The sequence below is a fragment of the Bacillus smithii genome (genome assembly GCF_001050115.1).
Lineage (GTDB): Bacteria > Bacillota > Bacilli > Bacillales > DSM-4216 > Bacillus_O > Bacillus_O smithii.
Genome location: NZ_CP012024.1, coordinates 113,187 through 137,611 on the forward strand (window position 1 = coordinate 113,187; position 24,425 = coordinate 137,611).

The 24,425-nt window shown below is 41.6% G+C and carries 23 protein-coding genes and 2 other annotated features; all 23 genes read left to right on the top strand.

All coding sequences use genetic code 11. The features are described from left to right. Window positions 1-16: 16 nt before the first annotated feature. The gene (ispF, locus tag BSM4216_RS00530) at window positions 17-499 is read left to right on the top strand and encodes a 2-C-methyl-D-erythritol 2,4-cyclodiphosphate synthase (RefSeq protein WP_048622360.1); all 483 of its coding nucleotides are present in this window, start codon (window positions 17-19) and stop codon (window positions 497-499) included. Between the two features lie 194 nt (window positions 500-693). After that, window positions 694-2,151 carry a glutamate--tRNA ligase gene (gltX, locus tag BSM4216_RS00535; protein ID WP_048622361.1) on the top strand — a complete coding sequence of 486 codons (1,458 nt, stop codon included), beginning with the start codon at window positions 694-696 and terminating at the stop codon, window positions 2,149-2,151. Window positions 2,152-2,188: 37 nt separating this feature from the next. Continuing rightward, window positions 2,189-2,422: a binding site (T-box leader), on the top strand. Window positions 2,423-2,678: 256 nt separating this feature from the next. Beyond that, complete coding sequence (gene epsC, locus BSM4216_RS00540; RefSeq protein ID WP_048622362.1) at window positions 2,679-3,344, top strand: serine O-acetyltransferase EpsC; 666 nt, start codon at window positions 2,679-2,681, stop codon at window positions 3,342-3,344. After that, the gene (gene cysS / locus BSM4216_RS00545) at window positions 3,325-4,722 is read left to right on the top strand and encodes a cysteine--tRNA ligase (RefSeq protein WP_048622363.1); all 1,398 of its coding nucleotides are present in this window, start codon (window positions 3,325-3,327) and stop codon (window positions 4,720-4,722) included. Before epsC ends, cysS begins: the two co-directional genes overlap by 20 nt. Window positions 4,723-4,726: 4 nt before the next feature. Beyond that, a complete protein-coding gene (locus tag BSM4216_RS00550; RefSeq protein WP_003354806.1) occupies window positions 4,727-5,131 on the top strand; it encodes a Mini-ribonuclease 3 in 405 nt (134 codons plus the stop codon). A 17-nt stretch (window positions 5,132-5,148) separates the two neighbouring features. Continuing rightward, complete coding sequence (gene rlmB, locus BSM4216_RS00555) at window positions 5,149-5,892, top strand: 23S rRNA (guanosine(2251)-2'-O)-methyltransferase RlmB (RefSeq protein WP_003354805.1); 744 nt, start codon at window positions 5,149-5,151, stop codon at window positions 5,890-5,892. 1 nt (window position 5,893) lies between these two features. After that, window positions 5,894-6,403, top strand: a complete 510-nt coding sequence (locus tag BSM4216_RS00560; protein WP_048622364.1) for an NYN domain-containing protein — start codon at window positions 5,894-5,896, stop codon at window positions 6,401-6,403. A gap of 114 nt (window positions 6,404-6,517) precedes the next feature. Then, complete coding sequence (sigH, locus tag BSM4216_RS00565; RefSeq protein ID WP_147542803.1) at window positions 6,518-7,123, top strand: RNA polymerase sporulation sigma factor SigH; 606 nt, start codon at window positions 6,518-6,520, stop codon at window positions 7,121-7,123. A gap of 77 nt (window positions 7,124-7,200) precedes the next feature. After that, complete coding sequence (gene rpmG, locus BSM4216_RS00570) at window positions 7,201-7,344, top strand: 50S ribosomal protein L33 (RefSeq protein ID WP_040341604.1); 144 nt, start codon at window positions 7,201-7,203, stop codon at window positions 7,342-7,344. A gap of 33 nt (window positions 7,345-7,377) precedes the next feature. Next, a complete protein-coding gene (gene secE / locus BSM4216_RS00575; protein WP_048622365.1) occupies window positions 7,378-7,560 on the top strand; it encodes a preprotein translocase subunit SecE in 183 nt (60 codons plus the stop codon). 321 nt (window positions 7,561-7,881) lie between these two features. Further along, window positions 7,882-8,412, top strand: coding sequence for a transcription termination/antitermination protein NusG (nusG, locus tag BSM4216_RS00580; protein ID WP_040341608.1), 531 nt, complete (start codon window positions 7,882-7,884; stop codon window positions 8,410-8,412). A 156-nt stretch (window positions 8,413-8,568) separates the two neighbouring features. After that, entirely contained in the window at window positions 8,569-8,994 is a 426-nt protein-coding gene (gene rplK, locus BSM4216_RS00585) for a 50S ribosomal protein L11 (protein ID WP_003354800.1), read from the top strand. Between the two features lie 112 nt (window positions 8,995-9,106). Then, window positions 9,107-9,811, top strand: coding sequence for a 50S ribosomal protein L1 (gene rplA / locus BSM4216_RS00590; protein WP_048622366.1), 705 nt, complete (start codon window positions 9,107-9,109; stop codon window positions 9,809-9,811). Window positions 9,812-9,850: 39 nt separating this feature from the next. Next, window positions 9,851-9,995, top strand: a sequence feature (ribosomal protein L10 leader region). A 42-nt stretch (window positions 9,996-10,037) separates the two neighbouring features. Next, complete coding sequence (gene rplJ, locus BSM4216_RS00595) at window positions 10,038-10,538, top strand: 50S ribosomal protein L10 (RefSeq protein ID WP_048622367.1); 501 nt, start codon at window positions 10,038-10,040, stop codon at window positions 10,536-10,538. Between the two features lie 61 nt (window positions 10,539-10,599). Continuing rightward, window positions 10,600-10,965, top strand: coding sequence for a 50S ribosomal protein L7/L12 (gene rplL / locus BSM4216_RS00600; protein WP_048622368.1), 366 nt, complete (start codon window positions 10,600-10,602; stop codon window positions 10,963-10,965). A 99-nt stretch (window positions 10,966-11,064) separates the two neighbouring features. After that, on the top strand, window positions 11,065-11,667 hold the full coding sequence (locus tag BSM4216_RS00605) for a class I SAM-dependent methyltransferase (protein ID WP_048622369.1): 603 nt from the start codon (window positions 11,065-11,067) through the stop codon (window positions 11,665-11,667). A gap of 239 nt (window positions 11,668-11,906) precedes the next feature. Next, entirely contained in the window at window positions 11,907-15,464 is a 3,558-nt protein-coding gene (gene rpoB / locus BSM4216_RS00610) for a DNA-directed RNA polymerase subunit beta (protein WP_048622370.1), read from the top strand. 123 nt (window positions 15,465-15,587) lie between these two features. Next, the gene (gene rpoC / locus BSM4216_RS00615) at window positions 15,588-19,196 is read left to right on the top strand and encodes a DNA-directed RNA polymerase subunit beta' (protein ID WP_048622371.1); all 3,609 of its coding nucleotides are present in this window, start codon (window positions 15,588-15,590) and stop codon (window positions 19,194-19,196) included. 133 nt (window positions 19,197-19,329) lie between these two features. Then, a complete protein-coding gene (locus BSM4216_RS00620; protein WP_003354792.1) occupies window positions 19,330-19,581 on the top strand; it encodes a 50S ribosomal protein L7ae-like protein in 252 nt (83 codons plus the stop codon). Between the two features lie 94 nt (window positions 19,582-19,675). Continuing rightward, the gene (gene rpsL, locus BSM4216_RS00625) at window positions 19,676-20,095 is read left to right on the top strand and encodes a 30S ribosomal protein S12 (protein WP_003354791.1); all 420 of its coding nucleotides are present in this window, start codon (window positions 19,676-19,678) and stop codon (window positions 20,093-20,095) included. 35 nt (window positions 20,096-20,130) lie between these two features. Beyond that, window positions 20,131-20,601, top strand: a complete 471-nt coding sequence (rpsG, locus tag BSM4216_RS00630) for a 30S ribosomal protein S7 (RefSeq protein ID WP_003354790.1) — start codon at window positions 20,131-20,133, stop codon at window positions 20,599-20,601. A 181-nt stretch (window positions 20,602-20,782) separates the two neighbouring features. Then, entirely contained in the window at window positions 20,783-22,861 is a 2,079-nt protein-coding gene (gene fusA, locus BSM4216_RS00635) for an elongation factor G (protein WP_048622372.1), read from the top strand. A 128-nt stretch (window positions 22,862-22,989) separates the two neighbouring features. Continuing rightward, a complete protein-coding gene (tuf, locus tag BSM4216_RS00640; protein WP_048622373.1) occupies window positions 22,990-24,177 on the top strand; it encodes an elongation factor Tu in 1,188 nt (395 codons plus the stop codon). The last annotated feature ends 248 nt before the right edge of the window (window positions 24,178-24,425 follow it).

Sequence of the window (24,425 nt, forward strand, 5' to 3'; positions counted from 1 at the left end):
AAGGAGTTTTACAGAAATGTTTCGAGTGGGACAAGGATTTGATGTTCATCAATTGGTGGAAAACAGGCCTTTGATTATAGGCGGAGTTGCGATTCCCTATGAGAAAGGATTGCTGGGCCATTCAGATGCGGATGTATTGCTGCATGCCATCGCTGATGCTTGTTTGGGCGCTATTGGGGAAGGAGATATCGGATCCCATTTTCCTGATACCGACCCTGCTTTTAAAGATGCCAATTCTTCCTTTTTGCTTTCTCATGTGTGGAAATTAGTGAAGGAAAAAGGCTTTCGATTGGGCAATGTCGATGGCACCATCATCGCCCAAAAGCCTAAAATGGCGCCTTATATTGAACAAATGCGGCAAAAAATCGCGGAACTTTTAGAAGCAGACATTCGCCAGGTCAATGTCAAAGCCACGACGACCGAAAAGCTGGGCTTCCCCGGAAGAGAAGAAGGGATCGCTTCTTTGGCCGTAGTCCTTATTGAGAAAGAAAGAGAATAACCTTTATTCAAAAAGACAAAGATGTTAAAATACTACAGGAAGAAAACGTATGGATGCGGGTTTTTCCTGAAAAATGGTGATCGGGAGAGATAGCAGTTTCTGTTTTCATTTTCAGCAAAGAGTTGGAAAAATGGAAACGGAAAGCATGCATCGAATCGATTCGCGCATTGAAATCAAGAGGAGGCATTCAAATAATGGCTAGTGAAATACGTGTGCGATATGCGCCAAGCCCGACAGGACATTTGCATATTGGAAATGCACGCACGGCATTGTTTAATTATTTATTCGCCAGAAGCCAAGGCGGAAAATTTATTATCCGGATTGAAGATACCGACCAAAAGCGGAATATAGAAGGCGGTGAACAAAGCCAACTTAAATACCTAAAATGGCTCGGAATGGATTGGGATGAAGGTGTAGATGTTGGCGGCCCATATGAACCATACCGTCAGTCGGAACGTACGGAAATTTACAAAAAATATTATGAAGACCTTTTAGACAGAGGCCTTGCTTATAAATGTTATTGTACGGAAGAAGAGTTGGAAGCGGAGCGGAAAGCGCAGCTTGCACGGGGAGAAACGCCCCGCTATTCGGGCAAATGCCGCCATTTAACAAAAGAACAGCAGAAAGCTCTGGAAGCGGAAGGGCGTCAACCCAGCATTCGTTTTCGCGTGCCGGAAGGGAAAGTATACGAATTCGATGATATTGTCAAAAATCATGTGTCTTTTGAATCAGACGATATCGGCGATTTTGTCATCGTAAAAAAAGACGGCATGCCGACATATAATTTTGCTGTGACGATCGATGACCATTTAATGGGTATGACTCATGTCCTTCGCGGTGATGACCATATTTCAAATACACCTAAACAATTAATGATATACGAAGCTTTTGGCTGGGAACCGCCTAAATTTGGACATATGACGTTAATTGTAAATAAAAATCACAAAAAATTGAGCAAACGGGATGAATCTATTATCCAGTTTATCGAACAATATGAAGAACTTGGCTATCTGCCGGAAGCACTGTTTAATTTTATTGCATTATTGGGATGGTCCCCAAAAGGGGAAGAAGAAATTTTCTCAAGGGAAGAATTCATTCAAATTTTTGATCCCAATCGTCTTTCCAAATCACCAGCTGTTTTTGACAAGCAAAAGCTTATGTGGATGAATAACCAATATATGAAACAGTTGGATTTGGACAAGGTAGTGGAGCTGGCGCTTCCGCATCTGATAAAAGCGGGGCGTGTTTCGAAAACATTGTCCCCTGAGGAAAAACAATGGGTGAGAAAATTAATCGCTCTTTATCAGGAACAAATGAGTTATGGAGCGGAAATTGTAGAGCTATCCGAGTTGTTCTTTAAAGAAAAAATTGAGTATAATGAAGAAGCAAAAGCTGTTCTCTCCGAAGAACAGGTGCCGGAAGTCCTTGGGACCTTCTTGAATAAAGTTCGAGAACTGGATGTGTTTGAAGCAGCTGAGATTAAAAAGGCCATTAAAGCCGTTCAAAAAGAGACAGGCCATAAAGGGAAAAAGCTGTATATGCCGATTCGGGTAGCTGTTACGGGGCAAATGCACGGCCCTGAACTTCCGAACACTCTTGAACTTCTCGGAAAAGACAAAGTGGCAGAAAGAATTGAAAACCTTCTTCGTTAACATTTTGTTCGAAAGTCAATATATTGAAAAGCATAAAGAGAAAGCGTTGAAGAGGAGAAGTAGGAAACCGATGTTTAACAGAGAGAACCATCACCGGCTGAAAGTGGTTTAAACCTCTCGGTTTTCGAAATGCACCTCTGAGCCCGCATCTGAAATTTTAGGGGAAAAGTAAGATGCGGCGGTAGCCCCCGTTAAAGGAATGAGTTTGGGGAACTGGCCGTTTGGCCGCTGTTCTCAAACAGAGTGGAACCGCGCTGAAAGCGTCTCTGTCTTTTACAGGGACGCTTTTTTGCATAAAGGGGAGGGGGTTTCTTGTTTGCAGCTGGCTATTTAAAAAGCTGAATGCTTAGCCAAATTAGTCTCCTTTTTTGCATGAAAATAAAAAATCGGGATGAAGAAAAAGCACCTAATAAACGAAAATAAAAGTCATAGCCGAATACAGGATCTGCTTTTATTGCCAATCTTGATAAGGAAGCAAGAGCAGTAATTAGCTGTACAAAATCATGAATGTAAAGGAGGAGAGCTGAATGTTTAAAACATTAAAAGAAGATATTGAAGTGGTTTTCGAACAAGATCCAGCTGCAAGAAGCTATCTTGAAGTCATTTTGACTTATTCAGGACTGCACGCCATTTGGGCTCATAGAATTGCCCATGCTTTGTTCAAAAGAAAGTTTTACTTTCTAGCCCGGGTTATTTCACAAGTGAGTCGGTTTTTTACTGGTATTGAAATTCATCCGGGAGCAAAAATTGGCCGCAAATTATTTATCGATCATGGAATGGGAGTTGTGATTGGAGAAACTTGCGAAATCGGGGATAATGTAACCCTTTATCAAGGGGTTACACTTGGTGGCACAGGCAAGGAAAAAGGAAAACGCCATCCAACCGTCAAAGATAATGCGCTGATTGCAACGGGTGCAAAAGTGCTTGGTTCTATTACAATTGGAGAGAATTCAAAAATAGGGGCTGGTTCGGTTGTTTTAAAGGATGTTCCCCCGAATTCTACGGTTGTTGGCATTCCCGGAAGAATTGTCGTACAAAATGGGAAAAAAATCAAAAAGGATTTAAATCACCGCGACTTGCCGGATCCGATTGCAGATCGTTTACGTGAAATGGAACAGGAAATAAAAAGACTTCGAGAGGAAATCGAAAACTTGCGGAAAGGGGAAAAAGAAAATGTCAATTCAACTTTATAATACGCTTACTAGGCGCAAGGAGCCTTTCGTTCCCCTGGAAAAAGGGAAAGTGAAAATGTATGTATGCGGCCCGACTGTATACAATTATATTCATATTGGAAACGCCCGCCCCGCCATCGTCTTTGATACAGTGCGAAGATATTTGGAATTTCGCGGATATGATGTTCAATACGTTTCCAATTTCACGGACGTGGACGATAAACTGATACGAGCCGCAAGAGAACTGGGAGAGGATGTCCCGACACTTGCCAATCGGTTTATCAACGCTTATTTTGAGGATATAGAAGCTCTCGGCTGCAAACGAGCGGACATTCATCCAAGGGTTACGGAAAATATGGGGATTATTATCGAGTTTATTCGCACGTTGGAAAGCAAAGGTTACGCCTATGAAGTTGACGGAGATGTGTATTTTCGGACGAGAAAATTTAAAGACTATGGGAAGCTTTCCCATCAATCTATAGATGAATTAAAAGTGGGAGCTCGAATCGAGGTTGGCGAGAAAAAAGAGGACGCTCTAGATTTTGCGTTATGGAAAGCAGCAAAGGAAGGCGAAATTGCTTGGAACAGCCCGTGGGGAAAAGGACGCCCCGGCTGGCATATTGAATGCTCGGCGATGGCTCGCCATTATTTAGGAGATACTATTGATATTCATGCGGGCGGGCAAGATTTAACGTTCCCTCACCACGAAAACGAAATTGCTCAATCAGAAGCTCTTTCCGGCAAGACATTTGCTCGTTATTGGATGCATAACGGTTATATTAATATTAATAATGAGAAGATGTCCAAGTCGCTAGGAAATTTCGTTTTGGTCCATGATATTATTCAAAAGCATGATCCCGACGCATTGAGGTTTTTTATGCTGTCTGTCCATTACCGCCATCCGATCAATTACAGCGAAGAATTGCTGGAAAACGCTAAAACATCGCTGGAACGGTTGAAAACTTCTTACCAAAATTTAAAACACCGGAAAGAAGCAAGTACAAATTTGACAGAAAATGACAGAGAATGGCTGGAAAAGATTCAACAGCTTCATGAAGAGTTTATAAAGGAAATGGATGATGATTTCAATACGGCAAACGGCATTTCCGTTTTGTTTGAATTGTCTCGTCAAGCTAATTATTATTTGATGGAGAAGATTACGTCTGAAAAAGTCATTTCCGCTTTTATGAAAGAATTTGAAGATCTTTTTTCCGTCTTGGGATTGAAGCTGGAAGTGAATGAGTGGCTGGATGAAGAGATCGAGCAGCTGATTGAAAAGCGGAACCAAGCACGCAAGGAGCGCAATTTTCAGCTGGCGGATGAAATTAGGGATCAATTAAAGAATATGAATATTATTTTGGAAGATACGCCGCAAGGGACGAGATGGAAAAGAGGATAAAAGAATGATGGAATTTGAACAAATGGAGGACGCTGAACAATTAAATGGACTGGCGCTGGCTTATATGGGCGACGCGATCTATGAAGTATATGTTCGCCGACATCTTTTAGTAAACGGATATGTAAAACCGAATCGTCTGCACAAAGCTGCCACTCATTATGTTTCAGCCAAAGCGCAGGCTATGATTTTGAAAAAATTGATCGATGATCACGTTCTTTCCGAAACGGAGTTGTCTATAGTAAAAAGGGGAAGAAATGCAAAATCCGGCACGGTTCCGAAAAATACCGATGTGCAAACCTATCGCTACAGCACTGCTTTTGAAGCACTGATCGGCTATTTGTTTTTAACGGGGCAGTCATCCCGATTGAATGACATCATCGATCAATCTTTGCAAATACCAACAGATTAAAAGGAGGAGGAGCCCCATTGGATAAGGAATTAATTGCCGGCAGGAACACTGTGTTGGAAGCCCTTCGATCCAAGCGGGAGATCAATAAAATATGGATTGCGGATGGTGCTCAAAAAGGATCTATGACGCCGATCATTAAAGAAGCAAAAAAGGCGAACATTCTCGTTCAATTTGTCCCGAAACAAAAGATTGATCAACTAGTGAACGAAAACCATCAAGGTGTTGTCGCACAAGTGGCAGCATACAAGTATGCAGATATAGATAAATTGTTTCAAGTGGCCGCTGAAAGAAAGGAAACGCCTTTTCTTTTAATTTTAGATGAAATCGAAGATCCGCATAATTTAGGCTCTATCATGAGAACGGCCGATGCTGTCGGTGTCCATGGAATTATCATTCCGAAACGAAGAGCGGTAGGACTGACGACGGCGGTAGCGAAAGCTTCCACCGGTGCCATAGAATATATCCCTGTTGCCCGCGTTACGAACTTGGCCCGGACAGTGGACGAGCTTAAAGAGAGAGGCCTTTGGATTGCGGGGACAGATGCTCAAGGCAATGAGGATTATCGAAGTCTTGACGGAAAGCTTCCGCTTGGTTTAATTATTGGCAGTGAAGGGCGAGGAATGAGCAGGCTGTTAAAAGAAAAATGCGATTTTCTCTATCGACTTCCGATGAGAGGCCATGTAACCTCATTAAACGCATCGGTTGCAGCCGGATTGCTCATGTATGAGATTTTTAGAAATCGTTATCCTTTAGGGGATTAAGATGAACATCCTATTAGTCGACGGCTACAATATTATCGGAGCCTGGCCGGAACTTCAGGAATTGAAGAAAAAAGATTTAGCGGCAGCAAGGGACCGTTTAATTGAAAAAATGGCAGAATATCAAGGATACAGCGGATTTAAAGTGATCGTCGTGTTTGATGCCCACTATGTAAAGGGGATTGAAAAAAGATATCAAAATTATCAAGTCGAAGTCGTCTTTACGAGAGAAAATGAATCTGCCGATGAATGGATTGAAAAAAAGGCGATTGAATTGACGAATATTCGCAATCAAGTATATGTAGCAACATCCGATTATACGGAACAATGGGCCGTTTTCGGGCAAGGGGCGCTTCGTATTTCAGCACGGGAATTGCTGATCGAGATGAAAGAAATCGAGAAAAAAATAAAAAAGAAAGTGAAGAAAACGCAAGAAGCGAAATCTGTTTCAAAAATCTTTCTTAGTGACGAAGTGGCGGAAATTTTTGAAAAATGGCGCCGTGGTCAAAAATGATTCGTTGACGTTCAAAAAATTTCTACTGTATAATATTTCTATCTATGTTTTTGCGGTCGAGGGGATGGTGTGAGCTTGAATAATCGGAGCTTAAACGGCGGGGTATTGGAAAAGATGGATGACGAAGAAATTATCGAATTGGTTCATCAAGGGAATAGTGAAGCATTGGATTTTCTGATTCACAAGTACAAAAACTTTGTAAGGGCCAAAGCTCGTTCTTATTTCCTGATTGGCGCCGATAAGGAAGATATTGTTCAGGAGGGAATGATTGGCCTTTACAAAGCCATCCGTGATTATAAAGAGGACAAGCTTACAACCTTTAAAGCTTTTGCGGAGCTTTGCATTACAAGACAAATTATAACCGCTATTAAAACAGCTACGAGGCAAAAACATATACCTTTAAATTCTTATGTATCACTTGATAAACCGATTTATGACGAAGAATCAGACCGGACGCTTATGGACGTCATTTCGGGGACAAAAATGCTTGATCCGGAAGAGCTGTTAATCAACAGAGAAGAATTTGACAGCATCGAGGAAAAAATGAATGAGCTATTGAGCGATCTTGAAAGAAAGGTATTGGCACTGTATTTGGACGGTCAGTCTTATCAAGAGATTTCCGAAGAGCTGAACCGCCACGTCAAATCGATTGATAATGCTTTACAAAGGGTAAAAAGAAAACTTGAGCGCTATCTTGAAATAAAACAATTATCTATTTAAACGTTTGTTTGACATTTTACAATTATAGTGATATTTTTTTAACATTTCAACGTTATAATCTTATTAGGTGACCAAAAATGAGAAAAAAAGTCGTTTTAGCTTGCTCAAAATGCGGTTCAAGAAATTATTCTGTTAACGGGAGCAACTCGGCTCAGCGTTTAGAAGTGAAAAAGTTTTGCAAATATTGCAATCAACATACGATTCATAAGGAGACGAAATAATCGTAAGAGCAAGCATTATATGGAGGTTTCGACATGTCACGTATTGCCCAATTTTTCCGTAACGTCACGTCTGAGATGAGAAAGGTCAGCTGGCCTAATCGGAAAGAATTAACGAACTACACCATAACAGTTATCGCGACCGTCGCGTTTTTGGCCGTTTTTTTCGCGGTCGTGGACTTGGGAATTTCTTCGATCGTTCGCTGGATATTAAAATGATGGTAAAATCTTTTTATTTCCCTTGAATATACCTTCTTCATACATGGTATAATGAAAACAAAATAGTCAAGATGCAGAAAAAGCCCGGGATATTCGGGTTTTTTCATTTGGATAAAAAGAGCGAACTGACCACATGTGTTTTCATCGAAAGTCTAAAACAATGAAGATACAGATATTTCTTTGCGGTTTTCAATCGAACGCACTAATAAGCTAATGTGGCAGATCGGTAGAAAATGATTTTCCTGCAATGAAAAATGATCCGTGGCTGTCCACAGAGAGCTGTATAACTTGGAGGAGGGAAGGACGCTAAGTCCCTTGGAAATGGAGAAAAATTGGTATGTAGTACACACGTATTCAGGCTACGAAAATAAAGTAAAAGCAAATTTAGAAAAAAGAGTTGAATCAATGGGAATGCAAGACAAAATTTTCCGTGTGATTGTGCCGGAGGAAGAGGAAACGGATGTAAAAAACGGGAAAAAGAAAGTAGTAAAAAGAAAAGTTTTCCCCGGTTATGTACTGGTGGAGCTGGTCATGACTGACGATTCTTGGTATGTAGTACGAAATACTCCTGGTGTCACCGGTTTTGTCGGATCTTCTGGTTCTGGATCCAAGCCGACTCCTCTTTTGCCGGAAGAAGTAGAGGCCATTTTAAAACAAATGGGCATTGAGGAAAAACGGCTTGACGTTCACTTTGAAATTGGTGAAGTGGTAACGGTGAAAGAAGGTCCGTTTGCGAATTTTGCCGGAACCATTGAAGAAATTGACTATGACAAAGGAAAGTTGAAAGTTCTGGTAAATATGTTTGGTCGGGAGACGCCAATTGAACTTGATTTTGATCAAGTCGAGAAATAATTTTGTAACCAACTTGAATTTTCGCTAAAAAAATGGTACTATTTCATAAGTCAGTGTGTCTCTCGATTGGGAGGCTGATTTTGATAGATGACTGCATGAGTGGGAGGAGATTGGATTCTCCAAGTACCACATCACGGACTTAAGGAGGTGTGTCTCGTGGCTAAAAAAGTAATCAAAGTAGTTAAATTGCAAATCCCTGCAGGTAAAGCAAATCCTGCTCCGCCAGTAGGTCCTGCGCTTGGTCAAGCTGGTGTCAATATCATGGGATTCTGTAAGGAATTTAATGCTCGTACAGCAGACCAAGCAGGTTTAATCATTCCGGTTGAAATTACGGTTTTTGAGGACCGTTCATTTACATTCATCACCAAAACACCGCCTGCTGCCGTATTGCTTAAAAAAGCAGCCGGTATCGAATCTGGTTCTGGTGAGCCAAACCGCAACAAAGTAGCAACAATTAAACGCGACAAAGTACGCGAAATCGCTGAATTGAAAATGCCGGACCTTAATGCAGCCAGCGTGGAAGCTGCTATGCGAATGGTTGAAGGTACTGCACGCAGCATGGGCATTGTGATTGAAGACTAACGCTTAAGTGATTGTTGACAAGGTTGCGAAGTTGAATGTATTGGATTACTTTCACTCGCAGCCTTTATTAGTGGGAGGATTTCCGTTAATACCACATAAGGAGGATATTGAAATGGCTAAAAAAGGAAAGAAATATTTAGAGGCTCTTAAGCTTGTTGATCGTTCGAAAGCTTATTCTATTGAAGAAGCAATTGATTTAGTAAAGAAAACGAACTATACCAAATTCGACGCTACGGTTGAAGCTGCTTTCCGTCTTGGCGTTGATCCGAAGAAAGCGGACCAACAAATTCGCGGAGCTGTTGTTCTTCCGAATGGAACTGGTAAAACAGCGAAAGTTCTTGTGTTTGCGAAAGGTGAAAAAGCAAAAGAAGCGGAAGCGGCAGGCGCAGACTACGTTGGCGATACAGAATATATCAACAAAATCAGCGAAGGCTGGTTTGACTTTGACGTGATTGTGGCAACCCCGGACATGATGGGTGAAGTTGGTAAACTAGGTCGTATTTTAGGTCCTAAAGGTTTAATGCCAAACCCTAAAACCGGCACTGTTACTTTTGATGTAACGAAAGCAGTTCAAGAAATTAAAGCCGGTAAAGTAGAATACCGTGTAGATAAAGCTGGAAACATTCATGTTCCTATAGGCAAGGTTTCATTTGATAATGAAAAACTGGTTGAAAATTTTGAAACGATCTTTGAAACTTTATTAAAAGCAAAACCAGCTGCTGCTAAAGGAACGTACATGAAAAATGTTTCCGTTACTTCTACAATGGGACCTGGAATTAAAGTAGATCCAGCTTCCGTTGCTGTAAAATCAAATTGACAATTTGTATAAATTATAATATAATGAAACACGTTTGAAAAACGAATAACATTTGTACCGTAGACAGCAGGTGCTTTCTTCAAAGCTTAATTTCCTGCCGAGGTAAGATCGTATAGATACATGTCCTTTTTGACATTGTCTTCTTTGCCTCCGTGTCTACGCATGGAGGTTTTTTATTGGCTCGCGCGGTATAAATGTTCATCTGCCATATATAGGAGGTGTAAAGATGAGCACTGCAATTGAAAAAAAGAAACAAATTGTGGAAGAAATTACGGAAAAATTTAAAAACAGCGTTTCGACCATTGTGGTAGATTACCGTGGATTAAACGTTGCGGAAATTACAGAACTTCGTAAACAGCTTCGCGAAGCGGGTGTGGAATTTAAAGTATATAAAAATACTTTAACGCGCCGTGCTGCTGAAGCGGCTGAATTAACGGAAATCAACGACGTGTTGACAGGTCCGAACGCCATCGCTTTCAGCAACGACGATGTTGTAGCTCCGGCCAAAATTTTAAACAACTTCGCTAAAGAAAACGAAGCGCTTGAAATTAAAGCTGGGGTCATCGAAGGAAAAGTTGTTTCCTTAGAAGAAATCAAAGCGTTGGCTGAACTTCCGTCTCGCGAAGGTCTGCTTTCAATGCTGCTTAGCGTGCTTCAAGCACCAATCCGCAACTTTGCTCTTGCTGCTAAAGCTGTGGCTGAACAAAAAGAAGAACAAGGCGCATAATCTTTATTGCTATGATTATATGACTGCATTGTGATAAAATAATTTAAGGAGGAAAATAAAGATGACGAAAGAACAAATCATCGACGCTATCAAAGAAATGAGCGTTCTTGAATTAAACGACTTAGTAAAAGCTATTGAAGAAGAATTTGGCGTAACGGCTGCTGCTCCTGTGGCTATCGCTGGTGCTGCTGCTGGTGGCGCTGACGCTGCTGAAAAAACAGAATTCGATGTAATTCTGACTGATGCAGGTTCACAAAAAATCAAAGTTATTAAAGTGGTTCGTGAAATCACAGGTCTTGGACTTAAAGAAGCAAAAGAACTTGTTGACAATACTCCAAAACCAATTAAAGAAGGCGCTTCTAAAGAAGAAGCTGAAGAAATCAAAGCGAAACTTGAAGAAGTTGGAGCTGGCGTTGAAGTTAAGTAATTACAATTTTATGAAAAAGCTCGCTGAATCAGCGGGCTTTTTTGCACTTTTTCTTCTTAAACCAATTCTTCGCAATCACTCCTTTGGAGGGGATACAATTTGGCAGATCATTATTTTTCGCGTTCCCCCGAAATCAAAAGCAACCCGATTTACTGGGATTATCAATTAAAAAATCATTCCTTTCATTTTAAAAGCGATGCCGGAGTTTTTTCTAAAAAGGAAGTCGATTTTGGCTCGCGTTTACTGATTGAAAGTTTTCGAGCGCCTCGTTTAGAAGGTCCGGTACTCGACGTCGGATGCGGCTACGGTCCTATTGGGTTGGCGGTTGCTGCTTATTGTCCCGAAAGAACGGTGCATATGGTCGATATCAATTTGCGCGCTTTGTCGCTTGCAAAGGAAAACGCAGATATGAATGGCATTGAAAATGTACAGATTTATGAAAGCGATGGTTTGGATAACGTAAAAGAGTATGGCTTTGCTGCTATACTGACCAATCCCCCGATAAGAGCGGGCAAGGCGATTGTCCATAGAATTTTTTCGCAAAGCTATGATAAACTTCAACCCGGAGGAGAGTTTTGGGCGGTGATCCAAAAAAAACAGGGCGCCCCATCAGCAATGAGAAAACTGGAGGAACTGTTTCAATCCGTTTCCGTTGAAGAGAAAAAGAAAGGTTACTACGTTTTAAAAGCAGAAAAACATTGACGACAAATAATGGTTGTGTTAATATTATAAAATGCCAATATATTATCCAAGTCTTAATTGAAAAAATAAGCTGATGGTTAAATTTTGGGTATTATGGAAAAGATAATATAATAACTAGTTCTTGTGAATTTGAGGTTTTCTAAGAAAAAACCTTTTTCTTTTTGCCTTAGTTGTTAGGGGCTATCCCCGACATAAAAGGATAGATGCAACTAAAACGCTTGATTTGAGGGGTGAATCAGTTGACAGGTCAACTAGTTCAATACGGACGACACCGCCAACGTAGAAGTTACGCGCGTATTAGAGAAATTTTGGAATTGCCGAATCTTATTGAAATTCAAACATCCTCTTATCAATGGTTTCTTGATGAGGGACTAAGAGAAATGTTCCGGGATATTTCGCCGATCGAGGATTTCACTGGAAACTTATCTTTGGAATTTATCGACTATAGTCTCGGTGAACCAAAGTATTCGGTGGAAGAAGCGAAACAGCGAGATGCAACTTACTCTGCTCCTCTTCGAGTAAAGGTGCGTTTAGTCAATAAAGAAACAGGCGAAGTGAAAGATCAAGAAGTATTCATGGGTGACTTCCCGCTTATGACGGAAACGGGAACGTTTATCATTAACGGTGCTGAACGGGTCATTGTTTCCCAATTGGTCCGCTCGCCAAGCGTTTACTTCAACGGTAAAATGGACAAAAACGGAAAACAGGGATTTACAGCAACTGTTATACCGAACCGCGGAGCTTGGCTTGAATACGAAACAGATGCCAAAGATATCGTATATGTACGTATTGATCGGACAAGAAAACTGCCTGTTACGGTTCTTCTACGGGCTCTTGGTTTTGGCTCTGATCAAGAAATCATCGAGTTGCTTGGTGACAACGAATATCTTCGAAATACATTAGAAAAAGATAATACAGACAATACGGAAAAAGCTCTTATTGAAATATATGAACGCCTGCGTCCGGGCGAACCGCCGACGGTTGAAAACGCTAGAAACTTATTAATTTCCCGCTTTTTCGATCCGAAACGGTATGATTTGGCCAATGTAGGACGCTATAAAATTAACAAAAAACTTCATATTAAAAACCGCATTTTCGGTCAACGTCTGGCAGAAACACTTGTTGATCCTGAGACGGGAGAAATTATTGCCGAAGAAGGAACCGTTTTAGATCGCCGGACTTTAGACAAAATTTTGCCTAACATCGAAAATGGTATTGGTTTTAAAACCTATCGCCAAACGGGCGGTGTCTTGGAAGACGATATCGTGGTCCAATCCATAAAAGTTTATGCCCCCAACAGTGATGAAGACAAAGTAATCAACATTATCAGCAATGCGGTGCCGGATGAGAATGTAAAACACATCACTCCAGCTGATATCATTGCATCTATTAGTTATTTCTTTAATTTGCTGTATGGTGTGGGACATACTGATGATATTGACCATTTAGGAAACCGTCGCTTGCGTTCGGTAGGTGAATTGCTGCAAAATCAATTCCGCATTGGTTTATCGAGAATGGAACGTGTTGTTCGTGAAAGAATGTCCATTCAAGATACCAATACGATTACGCCTCAGCAATTAATTAACATTCGACCAGTCATCGCGTCGATCAAAGAATTTTTCGGAAGTTCTCAGCTGTCTCAATTTATGGATCAAACCAACCCTCTTGCAGAATTAACACATAAACGTCGTTTATCAGCATTGGGACCAGGTGGATTGACGAGGGAACGTGCGGGCTTTGAAGTACGGGATGTTCACTATTCCCACTATGGTCGTATGTGTCCAATTGAAACCCCTGAAGGTCCGAATATCGGGTTGATTAACTCTCTTTCTACTTACGCAAAAGTCAATCGTTTCGGTTTTATTGAAACTCCGTATCGCCGCGTAGATCCGGAAACCGGAAGAGTGACTGACCAAATTGATTATTTAACGGCTGATGAAGAAGATAATTATGTCGTTGCACAGGCAAATGCCCGTTTAGATGAAAATGGAGCGTTTGTTGATGATGAAGTCGTTGCGCGTATCAGAGGCGAAAACACGGTCGTCAAGAAAGAACGTGTTGATTACATGGATGTTTCGCCAAAACAAGTTGTGTCTGCGGCAACGGCATGTATCCCGTTCCTTGAAAACGACGACTCCAACCGTGCTTTAATGGGAGCCAACATGCAGCGTCAAGCAGTACCGCTCATTCAGCCTGAAGCACCAATTGTTGGAACAGGAATGGAACATGTTTCAGCAAGAGACTCAGGGGCTGCTGTTATCTGTAAGCATGACGGTATTGTTGAACACGTAGAGGCAAGAGAAATTTGGGTTCGTCGTGTATCAGAAGTGGATGGCCAAGAAGTAAAAGGCGACTTGGATAAATACCGTCTTCTGAAATTTGTTCGTTCTAACCAAGGTATGTGCTACAACCAACGTCCTATTGTCCAAGTCGGAGATCGAGTGAAAAAAGGTGAAATTTTAGCTGACGGTCCGTCCATGGATAAAGGTGAATTAGCGTTAGGTCGTAATGTTTTGGTCGGATTTATGACTTGGGAAGGTTATAACTATGAAGACGCTATTATCATGAGTGAACGCCTCGTAAAAGATGATGTTTATACATCGATCCACATCGAGGAATATGAATCCGAGTCACGCGATACAAAACTTGGACCGGAAGAAATCACCCGCGATATTCCGAACGTTGGGGAAGATGCGCTGAAAAATCTAGATGAACGTGGAATTATCCGCATTGGCGCTGAAGTAAAAGACGGTGACCTTCTAGTAGGAAAAGTAACTCCTAAAGGCGTTACAGAATTAACGGCTGAAGAACGTTTGCTGCACGCCATTTTTGGTGAAAAAGCCCGCGAAGTCCGAGATACTTCTTTAAGAGTGCCTCATGGCGGCGGCGGAATTGTCTTGGATGTAAAAGTCTTTAACCGTGAAGATGGAGACGAACTACCACCTGGCGTCAATCAGTTGGTTCGTGTTTATATCGTTCAAAAACGGAAAATCCATGAAGGAGACAAAATGGCTGGACGCCATGGTAACAAAGGGGTTATCTCACGCATTTTGCCTGAGGAAGATATGCCGTTTTTACCGGACGGAACCCCTCTCGATATCATGCTTAACCCATTAGGGGTGCCATCACGGATGAACATCGGGCAAGTGTTAGAACTTCATCTTGGAATGGCTGCCAAAAAATTGGGAATTTATGTTGCAACTCCTGTATTTGATGGTGCCCGTGAAGATGACGTATGGGAAACGATCGAAGAAGCAGGAATGCCTAGAGATGGCAAAACCATTCTTTACGATGGCCGGACTGGGGAACCGTTCGATAACCGTGTATCAGTTGGTATCATGTATATGATCAAACTGGCTCACATGGTCGATGATAAACTGCACGCTCGTTCAACAGGACCATACTCACTCGTCACCCAACAACCACTTGGTGGGAAAGCACAGTTTGGTGGGCAACGCTTTGGAGAAATGGAAGTGTGGGCGCTGGAAGCATATGGTGCAGCTTATACGCTACAAGAAATCCTCACGGTGAAATCCGACGATGTAGTCGGCCGTGTAAAAACATACGAAGCTATTGTTAAAGGAGAAAATGTTCCTGAACCGGGAGTTCCTGAATCTTTCAAAGTATTGATCAAAGAACTTCAAAGTTTAGGTTTAGATGTCAAAATTCTTTCAGGTGATGAAAAAGAAATTGAAATGAAAGAGCTGGAAGATGAAGACGATATTCAGCAAGTTGACTCTTTAAACATTGTGACGGAAGGCAATGAAGAATCGGAAAAAGTCGGCACTAAAGAATGATGCTCGGTCGTTCTATAGACTCAGAAAAGATTTTTGGCAGATAGGTCGTTCCTCCCGGATGACAAAATAGGGAGGAACGATTTAAAACTTGCAAAGCTCTATATAAAAAGGGAGGTAGGCCCCTTGCTAGATGTAAATAATTTCGAGTATATGAAAATCGGTCTAGCGTCTCCGGATAAAATCCGGTCTTGGTCTTACGGTGAAGTAAAAAAACCCGAAACGATTAACTATCGAACTCTCAAACCAGAAAAAGACGGCTTATTCTGTGAACGTATTTTCGGTCCAACAAAAGACTGGGAATGCCATTGCGGAAAATATAAAAGAGTGAGATATAAAGGTGTTGTATGTGATCGTTGCGGTGTGGAAGTCACTAAATCGAAAGTTCGTCGGGAAAGAATGGGCCATATTGAATTGGCTGCGCCAGTGTCCCACATTTGGTATTTCAAAGGAATTCCAAGCCGCATGGGACTTGTCTTGGACATGTCGCCTAGAGCCCTAGAAGAAGTTATTTATTTTGCTTCTTACGTTGTGACGGATCCTGGGGAAACAACATTAGAGAAAAAACAACTCCTCTCTGAAAAAGAATACCGTACGTATAGAGAAAAATACGGAAATAAATTCCAAGCATCAATGGGTGCAGAAGCTATTAAAAAGCTTTTACAAGACATCGACTTGGATAAAGAAGTAGAAACATTAAAAGAAGAATTAAAAACAGCTCAAGGGCAAAGAAGAACACGTGCTATTAAACGATTGGAAGTATTGGAAGCTTTCCGTAATTCCGGCAATAAACCGGAATGGATGGTTTTAGATGTTCTTCCGGTTATTCCTCCTGAACTGCGCCCAATGGTTCAACTTGACGGAGGACGTTTTGCTACTTCCGACTTAAATGATCTGTACCGGCGGGTTATCAACAGAAACAATCGGTTAAAACGTCTTTTAGATTTAGGTGCTCCTAATATTATTGTTCAAAATGAAAAAAGAATGCTGCAAGAAGCAGTCGATGCTCTTATCGATAACGGACGTCGCGGTCGACCTGTAACTGGACCTGGAAATCGCCCGCTCAAATCTCTTTCTCATATGCTGAAAGGGAAACAAGGTCGTTTCCGTCAAAACTTGCTAGGAAAACGTGTTGACTATTCTGGTCGTTCTGTTATTGTTGTAGGTCCGAACTTAAAAATGTATCAATGCGGACTGCCGAAAGAAATGGCGCTTGAACTCTTTAAGCCTTTTGTAATGAAAGAGCTTGTTGAAAAAGGATTAGCGCACAACATTAAAAGCGCTAAAAGAAAAATTGAACGAGTTCAACCAGAAGTATGGGATGTACTAGAAGAAGTCATTAAAGAACATCCTGTATTGCTGAACCGTGCCCCAACGCTTCACCGTTTAGGAATTCAAGCGTTTGAACCAACATTGGTAGAAGGTCGCGCCATTCGTCTTCATCCGCTTGTTTGTACAGCTTATAATGCGGACTTCGATGGAGACCAAATGGCTGTTCACGTTCCTTTGTCTGCAGAAGCACAAGCAGAAGCCCGGATGTTGATGTTGGCTGCTCAAAACATCTTGAACCCTAAAGATGGTAAACCAGTCGTAACGCCATCTCAAGATATGGTGCTTGGTAACTATTATTTAACGCTTGAACGAGAAAATGCAGTCGGAGAAGGAATGGTCTTCAAAGATGCGAACGAAGCTTTGATCGCTTATCAAAATGGCTATGTTCATTTGCACTCTCGTATTGCGGTTCATGCCGGTTCGCTTCATAACCAAACCTTTACAGAAAAACAAAATAAACAATTATTGATTACGACTGTAGGAAAACTTATTTTCAACGAAATTTTGCCAAACACATTCCCATACATTAATGAGCCAACAAAAGAAAATTTGGAAGGTAAAACGCCGGAAAAATATTTTGTGGATCCAACGGTGGATGTGAAAGAACATATTAAAAAACAACCGCTTATCCAACCGTTTAAGAAAAAAATCTTGGGAAGCATCATTGCGGAAGTGTTTAAACGTTTCAAAATCACGGAAACTTCGAAGATGCTTGACCGGATGAAAGACCTCGGTTTCAAATATTCTACAAAAGCAGGAATTACGATCGGTATTGCCGACATCGTCGTATTGGCTGAAAAACCGCAAATTTTGCAAGAAGCTCAAGCTAAGGTCGATACGGTCATGAAACAATTCAAACGAGGTCTTATTACAGAAGATGAACGATATGATCGGGTTATTTCCATATGGAGTGCTGCCAAAGATCAAATCCAAGGCAGATTGATGGAACACTTAGATAGAACAAACCCAATCTTCATGATGAGTGATTCCGGTGCCCGTGGTAATGCTTCGAACTTTACGCAGTTAGCTGGTATGCGCGGTTTAATGGCAAACCCGGCTGGCCGGATTATTGAATTGCCGATTAAATCCAGCTTCCGTGAAGGTTTAACCGTACTCGAATACTTCATTTCCACTCACGGTGCTCGTAAAGGTCTTGCTGATACGGCGTTGAAAACTGCCGACTCTGGTTATTTAACACGACGTTTGGTCGACGTTGCGCAAGATGTCATTGTCCGGGAAGAAGATTGCGGAACGGATCGCGGTTTGTTAATTTCTTCGATCAAAGATGGTACAGAAGTAATCGAACCTTTAGAAGAACGTCTTGTTGGCCGCTACTCCAGAAAAACGGTGAAACATCCGGAAACAGGAGAAATTCTTGTTCGCGAAAACGAATTGATTACAGAAGATACAGCAAAAGAGATTATGGATGCTGGAATTGAACAAGTTTGGATCCGTTCTGCCTTCACTTGCAACACACGCCATGGCGTATGTAAAAAATGTTACGGAAGCAACTTGGCGACTGGACAGGAAGTGGAAGTCGGCGAAGCTGTCGGTATTATCGCTGCTCAATCCATCGGGGAACCTGGTACGCAATTAACAATGCGTACATTCCATACAGGTGGTGTAGCAGGAGACGACATCACGCAAGGTTTGCCACGTGTCCAAGAGTTGTTTGAAGCCCGTAATCCGAAAGGGCAAGCGGTTATTTCTGAAATTGACGGTGTCGTTACAGCGATTAACGAAGGTCGAGATCGTCAATACGAAATAGTGGTTCAAGGCGAAGTTGAAACTCGAACTTATACAGCTCCTTACACCGCAAGATTAAAAGTAAGTGTGAATGATAAAGTAGAACGTGGACAGGAAATCACGGAAGGATCCATCGATCCGAAAGAATTGCTCAAAGTTCGCGATGTGTCCGCGGTTCAAGAATATCTGTTGAAAGAAGTTCAAAAAGTTTATCGTATGCAAGGGGTTGAAATCGGCGATAAACACATTGAAGTTATGGTAAGACAAATGCTTCGGAAAGTACGTGTCATTGATGCCGGTGATACCGATGTACTTCCAGGTTCATTACTGGATATACATCAATTTAAAGAAGCAAACCGAAAAGTATTATTGGAAGGTAAGACCCCTGCAACCGGTCGTCCGGTGCTGTTAGGAATCACAAAAGCATCTTTGGAAACAGAATCTTTCTTATCCGCAGCTTCGTTCCAAGAAACAACTCGCGTGTTGACAGATGCTGCCATCAAGGGCAAACGGGACGAATTGCTTGGATTGAAAGAAAATGTCATCATTGGTAAGCTTGTTCCAGCAGGTACGGGAATGCAGCGTTATCGCAAATCAGAACCGGTTGTTACAAAAAAAGCTAAAGAAAAAGAGGAACAGCCTGTAGCACAAAATTAATCACCTATCCGGCGCCGGTCTTCACCGGTGCCGGATGAAAATTTTCATTCTGACGTTGACATTAAAAATTGAAAGTGTTACTATATTCAAGGTGCTCCTATCTATACCTTGTTACTTTGGAGGATGTTTCAATATGTCTTATGAAAAAGTAGCACAGGCAAAAAAAGTGATTATAGGAACAAAACAAACAGCAAAAGCCATCAAGAATAATCGTGCCCTAGAAGTAGTCGTTGCTTCCGACGCTGATAGCAGAGTCGTCGAAGCAGTGATTCAAGAAGCGAAACAATCGAATGTACCTATTACTTATGTCAGTTCGATGAAAAAGCTCGGAAAAGCTTGTGGGATCGATGTTGGTGCAGCGGCTGTTGCTATTGTCAATGAATAGCGTTTTTGTAGATGACTACAAAAACTTTGTTTTTGCCAAAAAATGAACCACCTGGATGTGTGGGCTTAAACAAAAACGAAGGGAGGAAAATTTCATGCCTACAATTAACCAATTAGTACGCAAACCTCGTAAATCTAAAATAACTAAATCTAAATCTCCGGCGCTTAATAAAGGATTAAACAGCTTTAAGAAAGTACAAACAGATGTATTTTCGCCTCAAAAGCGCGGAGTATGTACACGTGTTGGTACAATGACTCCGAAAAAACCGAACTCTGCATTGCGTAAATACGCTCGTGTTCGTCTGTCAAACGGTATTGAGGTTACTGCTTATATTCCTGGTATCGGACATAACCTCCAAGAACACAGCGTTGTGCTCATTCGTGGAGGACGTGTAAAAGACTTACCAGGGGTTCGTTATCATATTATTCGTGGAGCATTAGATACTGCGGGTGTTGAAAACCGCAAACAAGGCCGCTCAAAATACGGTACGAAAAAACCAAAAGAGAAAAAATAATGCACAAATAATCAGTATCGAAAGGAGGAAATCATATGCCTCGTAAAGGACCAGTGGCAAAAAGAGACGTTTTGCCAGATCCCATTTACAATTCAAAGCTAGTCACTCGTTTGATCAATAAAATTATGATCGACGGAAAAAGAGGAAAAGCGCAAAAAATTCTTTATTCTGCATTTGATATCATTCGTGAACGTACAGGCAAAGATCCTATGGAAGTGTTTGATCAAGCACTTAAAAATATCATGCCTGTATTAGAAGTAAGAGCACGTCGTGTTGGTGGAGCCAACTATCAAGTTCCGGTTGAAGTTCGTCCAGAACGTCGCACCACTTTAGGACTTCGTTGGTTAGTGAACTATGCTCGTCTTCGTGGTGAAAAAACAATGGAAGAACGTTTAGCCAACGAAATTATGGATGCTGCCAACAACACAGGTGCAGCAGTGAAAAAACGCGAAGATACTCACAAAATGGCTGAAGCTAACAAAGCTTTTGCACATTATCGTTGGTAAGAATGGACCGACACTTGCTGTTTCTTGAAATTTCGTCAGAGGGGATTTATTTATCCCCTTATGATGGATAAGGGTGTTGGACCTGAATTTTTGTTCTGAATCTCCTTGAAACTTACGAGATGATCGGGAGATTGCTAGCGGGATTTATTTTATTATTTTGTGAAGGAAGGAGAAAGACAACATGCCAAGAGAGTTCTCCTTAGAAAAGACTCGCAATATCGGTATCATGGCTCACATTGACGCCGGTAAAACAACAACAACTGAGCGTATTCTTTTCTATACGGGACGCATTCATAAAATTGGGGAAACCCATGAAGGTGCATCCCAAATGGACTGGATGGAGCAAGAACAAGAACGCGGTATTACGATCACTTCTGCCGCTACGACTGCTCAATGGAAAGGTCATCGTATTAATATCATCGATACTCCTGGGCACGTGGATTTTACTGTAGAAGTTGAACGTTCCTTGCGCGTACTTGACGGTGCCGTAGCTGTTCTTGATGCCCAATCCGGGGTTGAACCGCAAACAGAGACTGTTTGGCGCCAAGCTACTACATACGGAGTTCCCCGTATTGTGTTTGTCAATAAAATGGACAAAATCGGAGCAGACTTTTTATATTCTGTTAAAACGCTTCATGAGCGTCTTCAAGCAAATGCGCATCCTGTCCAACTTCCAATTGGTGCGGAAGATCAATTTGAAGCGATTATTGACCTGATTGAAATGAAAGCATACTATTATGCTGACGATTTAGGTTCTAGTATCGAAGAACGTGAAATTCCAGATGACTGCAAAGAACAAGCAGAAGAATATCGTAACAAACTAATCGAAGCTGTTGCGGAACTGGATGAAGACTTAATGATGAAATACCTTGAAGGTGAAGAAATTACAAACGAAGAATTAAAAGCAGCTATTCGAAAAGCAACAGTCAATGTTGAATTCTTCCCTGTGTTCTGTGGTTCTGCTTTTAAAAACAAAGGTGTTCAGCTAATGCTGGACGGTGTGATCGATTATCTTCCGTCTCCAGTGGATATTCCATCTATTAAAGGAACGATCCCGAATACAGACGAAGAAGAAGAACGCCATGCAAGCGATGACGAACCATTCTCTGCTTTGGCGTTTAAAGTAATGACTGACCCTTATGTTGGTAAATTAACGTTCTTCCGTGTTTATTCTGGAACGTTGAACTCTGGTTCTTATGTATTGAACTCGACGAAAAATAAACGTGAACGCGTTGGACGTGTTCTTCAAATGCACGCTAACCACCGCCAAGAAATCTCAACCGTTTATGCGGGAGATATTGCAGCGGCTGTTGGTTTAAAAGATACTGGAACTGGAGATACTCTATGTGATGAAAAGAACCCAATTATTTTGGAATCCATGGAATTCCCGGATCCGGTTATTAAGGTTGCTATTGAGCCGAAATCAAAAGCCGACCAAGATAAAATGTCCATCGCATTAAGCAAGCTTCAAGAAGAGGACCCAACATTCCATGCCCATACTGATACGGAAACAGGTCAAACCATTATCGCAGGTATGGGAGAACTTCATCTTGATATTATCGTCGACCGTATGAAACGGGAATTCAAAGTAGAAGCGAATGTAGGTGCTCCTCAAGTTGCTTATCGCGAAACGTTCCGTAAATCTGCTCAAGTGGAAGGAAAATTCGTTCGTCAATCCGGTGGTCGTGGTCAATACGGACATGTTTGGATCGAATTTTCGCCAAATGAAGAAGGAAAAGGTTTCGAGTTCGAAAATGCGATTGTCGGAGGAGTTGTTCCTCGTGAATATATCCCAGCTGTACAAGCCGGTTTGGAAGACGCTATGCAAAACGGTGTTTTAGCTGGTTATCCTTTGATTGACATCAAAGCAAAACTCTTTGATGGTTCTTACCATGATGTCGACTCCAGTGAAATGGCGTTCAAAATTGCGGCGTCTATGGCGTTGAAGAACGCTGCTTCGAAATGTGATCCGGTTCTTCTTGAACCAATCATGAAAGTAGAAATTGTTATTCCTGAAGAATATTTAGGAGATATCATGGGCGATGTCACTTCCAGACGCGGAAGAGTGGAAGGCATGGAAGCTCGCGGAAATGCTCAAGTTGTAAAAGCGTTTGTACCGCTCGCTGAAATGTTTGGTTACGCAACATCCTTGCGTTCCAACACTCAAGGCCGCGGAACATACACTATGCACTTCGATCATTACGAAGAAGTTCCGAAGAGCATCGCTGAAGAAATTATTAAAAAAAATAAAGGCGAATAATTGATTTATAGTGAGCAATAAAGTATAAATAACATTGTAAGTTATGGTATCTTTGAAGATAGGGATACTTCTATCTTCAAAGCCCCATATATATACTTAACCTTATTTTGTAAAAGGAGGATTCCCTAATGGGTAAAGCAAAATACGATCGCTCAAAACCACACGTTAATATTGGTACAATCGGTCACGTTGACCATGGTAAAACAACTTTGACTGCTGCTATTACCACTGTTCTTGCTAAACAAGGTAAAGCAGAAGCTCGCGCATATGATCAAATCGACGGTGCTCCTGAAGAACGTGAACGCGGTATTACTATTTCTACTGCACACGTTGAATATGAAACAGACAAACGCCACTATGCGCACGTTGACTGTCCAGGACATGCTGACTATGTTAAAAACATGATCACTGGTGCAGCACAAATGGATGGAGCTATCCTTGTTGTATCTGCAGCTGATGGTCCTATGCCTCAAACTCGCGAACACATTCTTCTTTCTCGTCAAGTAGGTGTTCCTTACATCGTTGTATTCTTAAATAAATGCGACATGGTTGACGACGAAGAATTACTTGAATTAGTTGAAATGGAAGTTCGCGATCTTCTTTCTGAATATGAATTCCCTGGTGACGACATTCCTGTCATCAAAGGATCTGCTCTTAAAGCTTTAGAAGGAGATCCTGAATGGGAAAGCAAAATTATTGAATTAATGGATGCAGTAGACGAATACATCCCAACTCCAGAACGTGAAGTTGACAAACCGTTCATGATGCCAGTAGAAGACGTGTTCTCTATCACTGGACGCGGTACTGTTGCAACTGGTCGTGTAGAACGCGGTCAATTGAAAATCGGAGACGAAGTAGAAATTATCGGTTTATCTGATGAACTTAAGAAAACGACTGTTACTGGGGTTGAAATGTTCCGTAAAATTCTTGACTATGCAGAAGCTGGTGACAACATCGGTGCCCTTCTTCGTGGTATTTCCCGTGAAGAAGTTCAACGCGGTCAAGTATTAGCAAAACCAGGAACCATTACTCCTCATACAAAATTTAAAGCGCAAGTATATGTTTTGTCTAAAGAAGAAGGTGGACGTCATACTCCATTCTTCTCAAACTATCGCCCTCAATTCTATTTCCGTACTACTGACGTAACGGGAATTATCACTCTTCCAGAAGGCGTAGAAATGGTTATGCCTGGTGATAACGTTGAAATGACAGTAGAATTGATTGCGCCAATCGCTATTGAAGAAGGAACAAAATTCTCTATCCGTGAAGGCGGACGTACAGTAGGCGCTGGTTCTGTATCTAGTGTCATTGAATAATTAATCATCGGGTACTATTATAATATGAGAGCAACAGGCGATATTAGTCGTCCTGTTGCTTTTTTATGTGCGCCCGGCATGTACATGAACTATAGGGTGTAAGTCCCGAACCCCGAAGACAGAAGTAGAGGTTAGCCAAGAGCAAGGGTGTCCGTGGTGACGCGGAATCTGAAGGAAGCTGGAGGCAAAACACCGGTCCGAGGAACACGAACCTCATATAAGGCTAGGTATGATTGAGTGAGTTTGCA

What these genes read in the sequence shown, in the direction of transcription:
- ispF (WP_048622360.1), top strand. Translation starts at nt 17, where the DNA reads ATGTTTCGAGTGGGACAAGGATTTGATGTTCATCAATTGGTGGAAAAC.
- gltX (WP_048622361.1), top strand. Translation starts at nt 694, where the DNA reads ATGGCTAGTGAAATACGTGTGCGATATGCGCCAAGCCCGACAGGACAT.
- epsC (WP_048622362.1), top strand. Translation starts at nt 2,679, where the DNA reads ATGTTTAAAACATTAAAAGAAGATATTGAAGTGGTTTTCGAACAAGAT.
- cysS (WP_048622363.1), top strand. Translation starts at nt 3,325, where the DNA reads ATGTCAATTCAACTTTATAATACGCTTACTAGGCGCAAGGAGCCTTTC.
- BSM4216_RS00550 (WP_003354806.1), top strand. Translation starts at nt 4,727, where the DNA reads ATGATGGAATTTGAACAAATGGAGGACGCTGAACAATTAAATGGACTG.
- BSM4216_RS00560 (WP_048622364.1), top strand. Translation starts at nt 5,894, where the DNA reads ATGAACATCCTATTAGTCGACGGCTACAATATTATCGGAGCCTGGCCG.
- sigH (WP_147542803.1), top strand. Translation starts at nt 6,518, where the DNA reads ATGGATGACGAAGAAATTATCGAATTGGTTCATCAAGGGAATAGTGAA.
- rpmG (WP_040341604.1), top strand. Translation starts at nt 7,201, where the DNA reads ATGAGAAAAAAAGTCGTTTTAGCTTGCTCAAAATGCGGTTCAAGAAAT.
- secE (WP_048622365.1), top strand. Translation starts at nt 7,378, where the DNA reads ATGTCACGTATTGCCCAATTTTTCCGTAACGTCACGTCTGAGATGAGA.
- nusG (WP_040341608.1), top strand. Translation starts at nt 7,882, where the DNA reads ATGGAGAAAAATTGGTATGTAGTACACACGTATTCAGGCTACGAAAAT.
- rplA (WP_048622366.1), top strand. Translation starts at nt 9,107, where the DNA reads ATGGCTAAAAAAGGAAAGAAATATTTAGAGGCTCTTAAGCTTGTTGAT.
- rplJ (WP_048622367.1), top strand. Translation starts at nt 10,038, where the DNA reads ATGAGCACTGCAATTGAAAAAAAGAAACAAATTGTGGAAGAAATTACG.
- rplL (WP_048622368.1), top strand. Translation starts at nt 10,600, where the DNA reads ATGACGAAAGAACAAATCATCGACGCTATCAAAGAAATGAGCGTTCTT.
- BSM4216_RS00620 (WP_003354792.1), top strand. Translation starts at nt 19,330, where the DNA reads ATGTCTTATGAAAAAGTAGCACAGGCAAAAAAAGTGATTATAGGAACA.
- rpsL (WP_003354791.1), top strand. Translation starts at nt 19,676, where the DNA reads ATGCCTACAATTAACCAATTAGTACGCAAACCTCGTAAATCTAAAATA.
- rpsG (WP_003354790.1), top strand. Translation starts at nt 20,131, where the DNA reads ATGCCTCGTAAAGGACCAGTGGCAAAAAGAGACGTTTTGCCAGATCCC.
- fusA (WP_048622372.1), top strand. Translation starts at nt 20,783, where the DNA reads ATGCCAAGAGAGTTCTCCTTAGAAAAGACTCGCAATATCGGTATCATG.
- tuf (WP_048622373.1), top strand. Translation starts at nt 22,990, where the DNA reads ATGGGTAAAGCAAAATACGATCGCTCAAAACCACACGTTAATATTGGT.